The organism is Methylocystis sp. sgz306128 (assembly GCF_056032725.1).
Window position 1 is genome coordinate 19,911 of sequence record NZ_JBVYWO010000005.1, and the last position, 12,015, is coordinate 31,925.

Sequence of the window (12,015 nt, forward strand, 5' to 3'; positions counted from 1 at the left end):
TCCGTTATTTTGCTGGGGTTGCAGCCTTGTCGCCGCCGTCAGCCGGCAGGGTTTTCAGAAGGTCAGCCGGGGTCGGCTGATCAAGACGTTCAATTTTGACACCGTCATGAAGCTTGGTGATCATTTCGGCCTGCGCCTTCTGGATCACGTAACGGCGGACCTGATCCTTGACGGCATCAAATTCGGGGAACGGATGCGGACGCTTTTCCTCGAGCTTGATGATATGCCATCCGAACTGAGTCTTGACGGGGTCGGAGACCTGTCCCGGCTCCAGCTTGAAGGCGGCATCCGCGAATTCGGGCACCATCTTGTCCTTGGTGAAGAAGCCGAGATCGCCGCCCTTGGCGCTCTTGTCGGTGGAGACCTCGTCCGCCACCTTGGCGAAATCCTCACCTTTTTTAATGCGGGCCAGCGCAGCCTTGGCCTCGTCTTCCGTCTTCACGAGAATGTGACGGGCATGCACTTCCATGACGCCCTTCTGGGCGGCGGCGGCTTCGTCATAGGTTTTCTTGAGGTTGGCGTCCGTGTCGGAAGCGGCGGCGACCTGGCTCATCTTGGTTTCCATCAGCGCCTTGTCCTTGAGATAGGCCAGACGCTTCTGATAATCGGCGCTGTCGGTGATCTTTTCCTTCTCGGCCTCGCGCGCAACGAGCTTGGTGTCGATAAGATATTCCATCACATAATTGTGCTTGGCCTGATCGTCGGCCTGCGGCGGCAGCGACGGGCCGAGGTCCTGCAACGCCATGTTGAAGTCCTCCTCGGTGATGGCGATGCCATCCACCTTGGCCAGAACCTTGGGTTCGGCATGGGCCAGCGTCAGGGATGTCATCAGGGCGGCAACCGCCAGCGAGCTTTTGATCAGTGAAGCGCTTGAAATAAGGGTGCGGAAATTCCGGGTCATAGTCAGGTCCTGTGTGATGCCGCGCCAAGCACGGCCATGAGCCGGTCTCGCGTGCGGCCTTATCGAATCGAAAAGCGGCAACATGTTGGAATTGGCGCGCACATTCGCCGAATCTTGTCGCGAAGACAAGACCAAATATGGCACCTTCATTGACAAGAGAGTGGCGCGATCTTATCTGTTCGGCGGCGTGGGGCGGCATCGTTCCCGCGCGCGGCCGGCTGTTGCACACATGGAACGGCCATGAGGAATGGGCGAATTGTCGATTGCCCGGAATGGGCTCCCCGCCTGTGGGGTGGAAGAGGTTTGAATGTTAGGTTCCGTCGCACGCAAATTATTTGGCACCGCGAATGATCGGCGGCTCAAATCCTACAAACCCAAAGTGGCGGCCATCAATGCTCTGGAACCGGAACTGGCAAAGCTGAGCGACGAGGCGCTCCGCGCCCGCACCGATGAGTTCCGCGCCCAGATCGCTGCCGGCAAAGGCCTCGACGACCTGCTGATTCCCGCATTCGCCACGGTGCGCGAGGCCGCCAAACGCGTGCTTGGCCAGAGACATTTCGATGTGCAGCTGATCGGCGGCATGGTGCTGCACGAAGGCTCCATCGCGGAAATGCGCACGGGTGAGGGCAAGACCCTTGTCGCTACGCTCGCCACCTATCTCAATGCGCTGCCCGGCAAGGGCGTGCATGTCGTCACCGTCAACGATTATCTTGCCCGCCGCGACTCCGAGTGGATGGGCCGTATCTACAAATTCCTCGGGCTTTCGGTCGGCATTATCGTGCATGGCCTCGATGACGAGGAGCGCCGCCAATCCTATGCCTGCGATATAACCTACGGCACGAACAACGAATTCGGCTTCGATTACCTGCGCGACAACATGAAATACGAGCTGTCGCAGATGTCGCAGCGCGGCCATAATTATGCGATCGTCGACGAGGTGGACTCGATCCTGATCGACGAAGCGCGCACGCCGCTGATCATTTCCGGCCCTTCAGACGACAAATCCGATCTCTACAACAGCATCAATGCTCTGATCCCCCAGCTTGTGCCGGGCGATTTTGAGCTCGATGAGAAGCAGCGTTCGGTGAGCCTGACCGAAGCCGGCAATGAGCATATTGAGGAACTGATGCGCGCCGCCGGCATCCTCAAGGAAGGCACGCTGTATGAATCGGCAAATTCGACGCTGGTTCATCATGTGCAGCAGGGCCTGCGCGCCCACACCCTGTTCAGCCGCGACAAAGATTATATCGTGCGCGACGGCGAGGTGGTGATCATCGACGAATTTTCCGGACGCATGATGCCGGGCCGCCGCTATTCGGAAGGCCTGCATCAGGCGCTTGAAGCCAAGGAGCATGTGCAGGTCCAGCCGGAGAACGTCACTCTGGCATCCATCACCTTCCAGAATTATTTCCGCCTCTATGGCAAGCTCTCGGGCATGACCGGCACTGCGGCCACCGAAGCCAATGAGTTTCACGAGATCTACAAGCTGGATGTCGTTGAAATTCCGACCAACGTGCCGGTGCAGCGTTATGACGACGATGATGAGGTTTACCGCACGGCCGAGGAGAAATACCGCGCCGTCGTGCGTGAGATCGAGGGGGCGCTCTCGCGCCAGCAGCCCGTTCTCGTGGGCACGGCCTCAATCGAGAAAAGCGAGCTGATCTCCGAAATGCTGAAAGCACGGGGCATTCCGCATCAGGTGCTCAATGCGCGCTATCACGAGCAGGAAGCGCAGATCGTGGCCGAGGCCGGTGTTCCGGGCGCGGTGACCATCGCCACCAATATGGCCGGTCGCGGCACCGATATCAAGCTTGGCGGCAATCTCGAGATGCGCATTGCCCAGATCACCGCCAGCATCGCCGAAGGGCCGGAGCGCGAAGCTGCCATTGCCGCGGCCACCCGCGAGATCGAGGAAAAGCGCGCGATCGTGCTTGCTGCCGAGGAAGTGATCGAACTGGAACCCGCCAAGGGCAATCGCCCGGCCAGAACGGTGAATCGTCCCGGCGGTCTGTATATCATCGGCACCGAGCGGCATGAATCGCGCCGTATCGACAACCAGTTGCGCGGCCGTTCCGGCCGTCAGGGCGACGCCGGACGTTCGAAATTCTTCCTTTCGCTCGAAGATGACCTTATGCGCATTTTTGGCTCGGATCGTATGGATTCGATGCTGCAGCGCCTTGGCCTCAAGCCTGACGAGGCCATTATCCACCCGTGGATCAACCGCGCTCTGGAAAAGGCCCAGCAGAAGGTAGAGGCGCGCAACTTCGATCAGCGCAAGAACGTGCTGAAATTCGACGATGTGATGAACGACCAGCGCAAGGTGGTGTTCGAACAGCGTCGCGAGATGATGGCGCAGGACTCGCTCGAGGACATTGTCACCGATATGCGCCATGCCGTCATCGACGATATTGTGACGCGCCATATCCCGCCGGATGCCTATGCCGAGGCCTGGGATGTCGAGGGCCTGCATGAGACCGTGTCCACGGCCCTCAACCTCGATCTGCCGGTCAAGGCCTGGGCGGCGGAAGAAGGCATTGCCGACGAGGAAATGAGCGACCGCATCACCAAAGCGGCCGACGAAGCCTATGCCGAGCGCACGCAGCGCAATACGCCGGATATCCAGCGCTATGTCGAGAAGCAGATCGTGCTGCAGGTTCTCGATCACCTCTGGCGCGACCATCTGGTGACGCTGGATCATCTGCGGCAGGTGATCGGCTGGCGCGGCTATGCCCAGCGCGACCCGCTGAATGAATATAAGTCGGAAGCCTTTGATCTGTTCGGCACATTGATCGTGAAGCTGCGCGAGACGGTGACAGCGCAACTGATGCGCGTCGAGGTACAATTCCAGCCTGCGCCGGCCGAACCGGTGCTCGGCCAGCCGCAGCACATCAATCCGCTGACCGGCGAGGATGAAGAACAGATCGCCGACATCAATTCGCGTATCGCGGCGGGAGAATTCGCCGCTGTGGCCGCCGGCCCGCGTGATCCGCTCAATCCGGAGACTTGGGGCAAGGTGGCCCGCAATGAGCTATGCCCCTGCGGTTCCGGCAAGAAATACAAGCACTGCCACGGCGTGCTGGCATGAAGCGAGGTTGAAATGGATAAGTTTACGAAGCTCACCGGCGTTGCCGCTCCGCTCAAGATCACCAATGTCGACACCGACATGATCATCCCGAAGCAATATCTCAAAACCATCAAGCGCACCGGCCTTGGCGCTGGTCTGTTTGCCGAGATGCGCTTTAACGAGGATGGCTCTGAAAATCCGGATTTCGTGCTCAACCAGCCCGCTTATCGCAAGGCGCAGATTCTGGTGGCGGAAGATAATTTCGGCTGCGGCTCCTCGCGCGAACATGCGCCCTGGGCTCTGCTTGATTTTGGCATCCGCTGCGTGATCTCGACCAGCTTTGCCGATATTTTCTATAATAATTGCTTCAAGAACGGCATCCTGCCGATTGTCGTTTCGAAGGAAGATCTGGCCAAGCTGATGGACGATGCTGAACGCGGCGCCAATGCCACGCTTACCATTGATCTGGAATCGCAGGAAATCCGCGGTCCGGACGGCGGCGTCGTCAAGTTTGATGTGGATGCGTTCCGCAAGCATTGCCTGCTCAACGGTCTCGACGACATCGGACTGACCATGGTCAAGGCCAAGTCCATCGACGCATTCGAGCAGAAGCTTGCTGCCGCGCGGCCCTGGGCCTGACATGATCGATGGTCCGCGCCTCGCCGCCAGATCGGGCACCGCGAAACAGCTTGTGGTGTTCCTGCATGGCTACGGGGCGGATGGCAACGACCTGATCGAATTGGGCCGTCAGTGGCAGGAATGGCTGCCCGATGCCGCCTTCGTCTCGCCGCATGCGCCGGACCGCGCGCCGATGGGCGGCGGACGGCAATGGTTTGAGCTGACCATGCGCGACCCGTCCGAGCGCTGGCGCGGTGTCACCTATGCCCGCCCGGCGCTTGACGCCTTTATTGACGGTGAACTGGCGCGCCTTGGCCTCGATGACGGCCAGATGGCGCTGGTCGGCTTTTCGCAGGGCACGATGATGGCGCTGCATGTGGGCTTGCGGCGCCGTCCGGCGGCCATTCTCGGCTATTCGGGTGTTCTTGTTGGTGCCGAGCATCTCAAGGCCGACCGTGCCGGGCTAGGAACGTCACCGCCGGTGCTTCTGGTGCATGGCAGCGACGACGATGTCATTCCCATGGACGCCCTGTTCCTGTCCGGGCAGCAGCTTGGCCAGAACGACGTGCCGGCGCAATGGCACCTCTCGCTCGGGCTGGGACATTCCATCGACAGCGCCGGCCTCACCCATGGCGGGCTTTTTCTGGCGCAGAGCTTCGGCCTGCCTGTTCTGAGATAGGTCATCATGCCGGATATTGCTGCTTTAATCAGTTCGGGTGCAGGCACATCCTGGCTTTACCTGCCTCTGGCGGTGCTGCTTGGCGCTTTGCACGGGCTGGAGCCTGGCCACTCTAAATCCATGATGGCGGCTTTCATCATCGCTGTGCGCGGAACGATCGCGCAGGCGGTTCTGCTGGGCCTGTGTGCGGCAGTTTCACATTCGCTTGTAGTGGCGGCCGTTGCGCTGACCGGACTCTATTTCGGGCCTGAACTGATCAATTCGCGCATCGAGCCTTATCTGCTGCTGATTTCCGGCGCTTTGATCTTCGCGCTGGCGTTCTGGACCATGTCGCGGGTTATGCCCGGGTCGCACGATCATCATCATGATCACGATGATCATCATCACCATGATCATGACGGGCACCACGGACATCACCATGATGACCACGACGAGGATGCCCATGCGGCGGCCCATGCGCGCGACATTGCCGCACGGTTTGGCGCGCGGACGGCAACATCAGGGCAGATCGCGGTGTTTGGCCTCTCGGCCGGCCTGCTGCCTTGTCCCGCCGCGATCACCGTTCTGCTGATCAGCCTGCAGCTCAAGGCCTTTGTGCTCGGGGCGGCCATGGTGGCGGCTTTCTCGCTGGGGCTGGCGCTGACGCTGGTTGGCGTTGGCGTGCTTGCGGCCTGGGGCCTGCGCCATGCCGAGAGCTATTTCTCTGGCCACGGACACTGGTTCAGGCGGCTGCCTTTGTTCTCCAGCCTGCTGATGATGGCCATCGGCCTCTTCATGATTGTTGAGGGCGTTCAGTCCTTCTGACGCGCCAGCGCCAGTTCCGCCGTTGCGCCGGCGCGCAGCATCGCCGCCTCTGTCGAGACTGTGGCGAAGGCATAGCCCATCTTGAGCAGCATCCGGGCATGCGGCCCGTCCAGCCCGAAGGCAGAGGCAAATTTGCCATGCGCACTGGCTCTGGCGCCGATATGGGCCAGAGCTTCCATCACCGCCTCGGACCGCGGGTTCAATGTGCCATTGGACAGCGTGATGGAGAGATCGGACGGGCCGATGAACACGCCGTCAATGCCCGGAACGGCCAGAATATCCTCGAGAGCCGCCAAGGCCTCGCGCGTTTCGATCATGGCGATGGCAAGCTGCTTCGCATTGGCCTCGGCAAGATAGGTCTGAGGTTCCGTGCCGGAAAATTCGACGCCGCGATAGGCGCCCCACGACCTGCGGCCCATCGGCGGGTATTTCATGAAATCGGCGAACATCTGGGCGTCGGCGCCCGAATTGATCATCGGCGCGACAACAGCCGCCGCCCCGGCATCAAGCGCGCGCGAGGCGCTCTGGAATTCGCCGACGGGAATGCGCACGATGGCTGGCTTTCCGGCGAGCGCAACAGCCGCTATGCCGCGTATGGCCGCCGCCATGTCGCAGGTGCCGTGTTGCATGTCGAAGAGGGCGGCATCAAAGCCCGCATGCACCAGCAATTCCGCATTGGCCGGATCAAGGCTGGTCGCCCAGGCCACCAGAAGCTGCCTGTGCTGGCGGATGGCGCCGGGCAATATATCGAGAATCGATGTCATCGGGATTGATCCAGAAAATGGTCGAGCGCGCGGCGCTCCTGCTTCGTGGGGCGGCCAGAACCGGCTTCGCGCGCGGCAGGCGCGGCTTCCCGCGGCGGCGGTGGCGGCGAGAGGTCCTCGAACAGCAGGCGGGCTTCTTCGAAAGGGCCGCGGCGCGTGCCGCATCCAAGTACTTTGAGCACACGCACCTGCCGCTCAAGAGCTATGGTGAGCACATCTGCCGGGCGGATCGCTCTGGAAGGCGAGTCTACGCGTTCGGAATTGACGCGGACATGGCCTTCAGCCACCAGTCTGGCGGCGAGAGACCGGGTTTTGACGACGCGGGCGAACCAGAGCCATTTATCGAGGCGTTGCTTGCCGGCTGCCGTTTGCGTCGTCATGCCGGGTCAGTCCTTCTTCCCTTCCATCGCGGCCTTCAGCGCCAGCAGCTTGGCGAAGGGCGAATCCGGATCAGGCTGCTTGTCGCGGCCCTTGGGCGCTTCGGTGGAGGCGAAGGGCGCGCCGCGCGGCCTGCCGCGCTCATCCTGCCCCTTGCCGCCGAAGGGCCGCTTGCCGTCATGCGGGCGCTTGCCCTCATTGGGACGTTTGCCTTCCTGCGGGCGGCCGCCGTCCTGACGGTTGTGCTCGCCTCTCTGGCCCTGCGGCGCGGCCTTGCCGAATTTCTCGAAGCGTCTGGCGCGCTGGCCGGGCTGCTGCTCGCCGCCCGCAGGCGCCTCTCCGGCTGGCGTGGCCGGGCGCTGCGGCTGGTGGCGGCGTTCCTGCCGGTGGTGATGGTCGCGGTGATGATGCACATGGCGCTGCATATGCCAGATTTCGACCAATACCGGCTCTGATGGCTCGGCGGCGGCCAGTTCCGGCTGTGGCGCGGCGATGATCTCTCCGGCTTCCATGTCGACGGGTTCGGGCTCATGAAGTGGCGCAGACGTCGCCTCGGCGAGGGCGGGCGTTGTTTCGGCTTCAGCCGCTGCGACTGGTTCCGGCGCGGTCACTTCCTGCGCAATCACGTCGGGCGCCGATGTTGCTTCGGCGGCTGTTTCGCCTGTTGCCGCATCCGGCGAAGCTGCTTCCTGTGCAGTATCCGGCGTCAGCGCCGCATCTTCCGCTGTCTTGGGCTCGCTCTGCACCGGCGTGGTCGGGGCCAGAGGCACCAGCGGCACTGAAATGGCCGGGCCGGGCCGTTTTGTGGCCGTATAGCCGAGCGAGCGCAGAATGGCGGCAAAATCATCGCCCGAGCATCCGGCCAGAGAAGTCATGCCCACGGTAACAATAAAACCGTCTTCGTCGGCGGCGCCGGGCGGCGGGTCTCCCGGCGTCGTGCCGGGCCGGTAATTGACAGCCGGGCGGATGAGATCGGCGAGGCGTTCGAGAATATCGACACGCACACAGCGTTCCCCGCAAAGGCGGAAGCCGGCGGCGCGGTAAAGACCCTTGGGCACATCCTTGTCGGCGGCGAAGGACGTGCGTCCAGATGCGGCCAGATGCGGCACTTCGACGAGACCTTTGATCTCAGACGAGCCGCCGTGCTTCAGCGCCCAGAGCTGCGCGGCAAGCGCGCGCGGCGCAGGCTTGATCAGGGCGGGCAGATAGATGTGATAGGCGCCAAAACGCACGCCGGCCTTGCGCAGAGCGCCGCGGCCTTCCTGATCCAGCGACTTCATGTCATTGGCGACCTTGGAGCGCTCCAGCACGCCGAGGTTCTCGGCGATCTGGAAGGCGATGCCGCGGGCAATGCCCTCCAGCCCTTCGCCGCTTTCCAGCGCGAACAGCGGCCCGAGCAGCTTTTTGAGGTGCTGGGCGAGCCAGAGATTGACGCGGTTCTGCGCCAGTTCCAGCGCGGCGCCGGAAAGCTGGTCGTCGGCGAGCAGGCGCAGATGAGGCTGCAGGATTTTCTCGCCCGGCATGAGCTTGGCGATGACCTCGCCGAGCCAGCGCAGGGTACCGTCGTTCGAGAGCACGAGCGATTCGTCCACGGCCTCGTTCAGCCTGGCGGCGCGCTTTTCAAGTTCGGCGCCAAGAATCTGATGTGCCGCGGCGTTGAGGGCCTTGGCCTCCTCGCCGGAGGCCTGCGGATCAGGCGTGAAGCGGAATCCTTCCAGGCGGCCCACGTGGTGGTCCTCGACCTTGACATCTCCGGTGGCGGTGATTTCCGCTGCAAGCATGGCATTCTCTCTCAATCGGCGCATGAGAAGGCTTGTCCGCCGGTCAACAAACCTTTGGGTCAAACGTTCATGCAATGCGTCTGATAAACGATCTTCAACCTGTCTGGCAACACCTTGCCAATATTCAGGATCAATAAGCCAATCTGGGCGATTGGCAATATAGGTCAGGCTGCGAACCTGCGCTATTCGTGCCGATAATGTATCTATGTCGCCATCGTTGCGGTCAAACTGCGTCAGATGGCGGCTGAACCAGTCGTCGGGGATGCGTCCGGCCCGGACAATAAACTGAAATATGGTCAGTGCCAGATCCGCGTGCGCGGCCGGAGAGACCTTGCGATAGTCCGGAATCTGGCAGGCGTCCCAAAGCCGCATCAGATCGGCGCGGGTCTTGACATTGCGCTGGATGGTTTCGTCATGTGCGGCAATGTCCAGCACGAGGATATCCTCGCCCACCGGCGCGCGGGTGAGGCCATATTCCTCGGGAATGACATCAAGGCTCGCCTGAAGATCCCTCAGGGATGAAAAATCAAGTTCGCTGTTGCGCCATTGCAGCGTCGTGACGGGATCGAAGCGGTGTTCGGTAAGCATCTCGACAATATCGTCGGTGAAGGGCAGACAACGCCCCGTGGTGCCGAAGGTGCCGTCCTTGATGTGCCGCCCGGCGCGTCCCGCGATCTGGCCCATTTCCGCCGGGGTCAGGCGGCGGCGCTGCCAGCCGTCGAATTTCTTGTCTGCGGCGAAAGCCACATGCTCGACATCGAGATTGAGCCCCATGCCAATGGCGTCGGTCGCGACAATATAATCGACGTCGCGGTTCTGGTAGAGTTCGACCTGCGCATTGCGCGTGCGCGGCGAGAGCGCGCCCAGAACGACGGCCACGCCGCCCTTCTGACGGCGCATCAGTTCGGCTATGGCGTAAACTTCCTCCGCCGAAAAGGCGACAATGGCGCTGCGCGGCGCAAGGCGGGTGAGCTTGCGGTCGCCGGCGAAGGCAAGATCGGACAAGCGCGGGCGCGAGACGATGGTGACGCCCGGCAGCAGGCGCTCCAGCACCGGCGCCATGGTGGCGGCGCCCAGCAGCATCGTCTCCTCGCGTCCCCGCATGTTGAGAATGCGGTTGGTGAAGGTGTGGCCGCGGTCAAGGTCTCCGGCAAGCTGAATTTCGTCGATGGCAACAAAGGCGACGGAAATGTCGCGGGGCATGGCCTCGATGGTGCTGATCCAGTAGCGCGGCTGCTTTGGCTTGATTTTTTCCTCGCCCGTGATGAGGGCGACGGCCTCCGGGCCGACCTTGGCCACAACCCTGTTGTAGACCTCGCGCGCCAGCAAGCGCAAAGGCAGGCCGATCATGCCGCTGGAATGCTCCAACATCCGCTCGATCGCAAGATGGGTCTTGCCGGTGTTGGTCGGCCCCAGAACCGCCAGCACATTCCTGGCCCGTTCGGAAACTTCAAGACTGCGGCGTGGCGTTTGTATGTTCATCTGCGGTTTGGCTTGGCGGCACGGGAAAGCCCCGGCGCTGGTGGACGTTACACGTTACAATGCTTTTGACAATTCCTTTGCCCGAAGCCCGACCTGATGCGGCCCGGAATGATACAGGACAGGCCCTGCAGATTCATCTTTCGAACGTTGCCGGAACGAAACGGGGGCGAATCGGTATTGTCGATCGAATCTGGTTTTGTTCCTACAGGATGAAGATGAGCATGGGCCATGTGCCTACCACATATTGTTTCAGCGCCGCAATTGTTTTCGAATCACCGTTCGCGGACGGTTTGTGGCCGATCCTGTGTCAAGCAGGAAGTTTTCGTGCTGCCTGTTAACCCTGCCGATCAGGAGGGAAACAGACCATGTCCGAATCGGCATTTCATCCATGTTCATGCTCTGTCTCGGGATCAAAGCGCCGATCTGAGGCAATTTTTTCTCATATCAATCTGGATTTTTCCGCAGGAGGAAAGTGTTTTTATGCCGGGCGGCTTCACAAATTAAGAATTTATCCCTGAATGGCACAGGCTAACGCGGCCCGGTGCGGCCCCTTGGCGCATGGATCAGGCGTTGCGCCGCGCCGGAAAAGTTAATGCGTGACGTTGAATTCGCTGGCCTCGACAACCGCCGTTCCCGTCATGGTCTTGAGCGAGATGCGCAAGGGTACGGCGACATGAAGCGCGCCGATGGGCGCCAGCCAGATGTCGATATCCTTGTTCTCTTCCATGAATTTGGTGGCCGGGCGGTTCGGCCTGTGGCCCGATACCGGGGTGTAGCGCACATGGCAGACAGCCACCGGACCAGAATAACCCTTCACCTTCACGGTTTTTGTCTCGGCGAAGGACAAAGTAATGTCGAACCTCGCGCCGCCATCGAAAACAGGCAGTTTATGGGCGCAGGCGCTTTCATTGATTGTATCGCCGGTAAAGGTCATGACCATCGCGCCGAGCGGATCGACAATATTCTGGACGTCGGTATCCTTGATCGGCACACGATCGGGAATTTCCTCGAAGGGCGGGTTGATTTCGAGGCCGCTGACCGCGCCGCCGCTCATTGCCATGCGTATGGTGCGCGTCATTTTCGAATTGGAGGCCGTGGTGGCGTAGGTGGCGGGCAGGATCCGCGCGCCGTCGATGCTGCCCGTAGCGGTGGCGACGCCCTTCGAACTCGACACGAGCGAGGCTATGCCAGTCACTTTCGCGCCGGCTTCAACCTTGTAGGATGTCGCGGTCACGGTTCCGTTGAAAAAAGCGGCTCCGATCGGCAATATCGACAGGCTTACGGCATATTTGATCTGGATCGTATCGGCGAATGTGGGAGAGAACGCCGCCGAGGCCAGCGAAAGGGCGGCTGCGAGCGGAATTCGTGCGGCGCGGAAATATCTGTGCAGGTGCATTGCGATTCGGGTTCACTGATAAATATTCATTGAATCAGGCATTTGCGATTCTGTCGAGGCGGCTGGGGCAAAATACCAGTGTCACATATAGGCAAAATTTCCGTAATGGCAATTTGACTCCGGCGGCGGGCAGGATTAAAAGACACCC

At 61.2% G+C, this 12,015-nt stretch carries 9 protein-coding genes; 4 read left to right on the forward strand and 5 right to left on the reverse strand.

The annotated features are described in order from the left end of the window. Positions 1 to 4 precede the first annotated feature (4 nt). On the reverse strand, positions 5 to 901 hold the full coding sequence (locus AC0N03_RS09715) for a peptidylprolyl isomerase (RefSeq protein ID WP_474288509.1): 897 nt from the start codon (positions 899 to 901) through the stop codon (positions 5 to 7). Between the two features lie 307 nt (positions 902 to 1,208). Between AC0N03_RS09715 and secA the strand changes: the two genes are divergently transcribed. From secA to AC0N03_RS09735, 4 genes are read left to right on the forward strand one after another with little or no spacing between them, the layout of a single operon-like run. Beyond that, positions 1,209 to 3,986, forward strand: a complete 2,778-nt coding sequence (gene secA / locus AC0N03_RS09720; protein ID WP_474288511.1) for a preprotein translocase subunit SecA — start codon at positions 1,209 to 1,211, stop codon at positions 3,984 to 3,986. A gap of 12 nt (positions 3,987 to 3,998) precedes the next feature. Beyond that, a complete protein-coding gene (gene leuD / locus AC0N03_RS09725; protein WP_474288512.1) occupies positions 3,999 to 4,604 on the forward strand; it encodes a 3-isopropylmalate dehydratase small subunit in 606 nt (201 codons plus the stop codon). Position 4,605: 1 nt separating this feature from the next. Continuing rightward, on the forward strand, positions 4,606 to 5,262 hold the full coding sequence (locus AC0N03_RS09730; protein ID WP_474288513.1) for an alpha/beta hydrolase: 657 nt from the start codon (positions 4,606 to 4,608) through the stop codon (positions 5,260 to 5,262). Between the two features lie 6 nt (positions 5,263 to 5,268). After that, a complete protein-coding gene (locus AC0N03_RS09735; protein ID WP_474288514.1) occupies positions 5,269 to 6,066 on the forward strand; it encodes a nickel/cobalt efflux transporter in 798 nt (265 codons plus the stop codon). Here the strand turns inward: AC0N03_RS09735 and AC0N03_RS09740 are convergent. The 4 genes from AC0N03_RS09740 to AC0N03_RS09755 form a co-directional block, all read right to left on the reverse strand. After that, positions 6,054 to 6,830, reverse strand: coding sequence for an HpcH/HpaI aldolase family protein (locus AC0N03_RS09740; RefSeq protein WP_474288515.1), 777 nt, complete (start codon positions 6,828 to 6,830; stop codon positions 6,054 to 6,056). The two genes, AC0N03_RS09735 and AC0N03_RS09740, sit on opposite strands and share 13 nt — an antisense overlap. Beyond that, positions 6,827 to 7,210: an RNA-binding S4 domain-containing protein gene (locus tag AC0N03_RS09745; protein ID WP_474288517.1), complete on the reverse strand. Its 384-nt coding sequence runs from the start codon at positions 7,208 to 7,210 to the stop codon at positions 6,827 to 6,829. The genes AC0N03_RS09740 and AC0N03_RS09745 overlap by 4 nt, the downstream gene beginning before the upstream one ends. A 6-nt stretch (positions 7,211 to 7,216) precedes the next feature. Continuing rightward, a complete protein-coding gene (locus AC0N03_RS09750; RefSeq protein WP_474288518.1) occupies positions 7,217 to 10,471 on the reverse strand; it encodes a helicase-related protein in 3,255 nt (1,084 codons plus the stop codon). Between the two features lie 589 nt (positions 10,472 to 11,060). Then, positions 11,061 to 11,867 carry a DUF3108 domain-containing protein gene (locus AC0N03_RS09755; protein ID WP_474288519.1) on the reverse strand — a complete coding sequence of 269 codons (807 nt, stop codon included), beginning with the start codon at positions 11,865 to 11,867 and terminating at the stop codon, positions 11,061 to 11,063. Positions 11,868 to 12,015 lie beyond the last annotated feature (148 nt).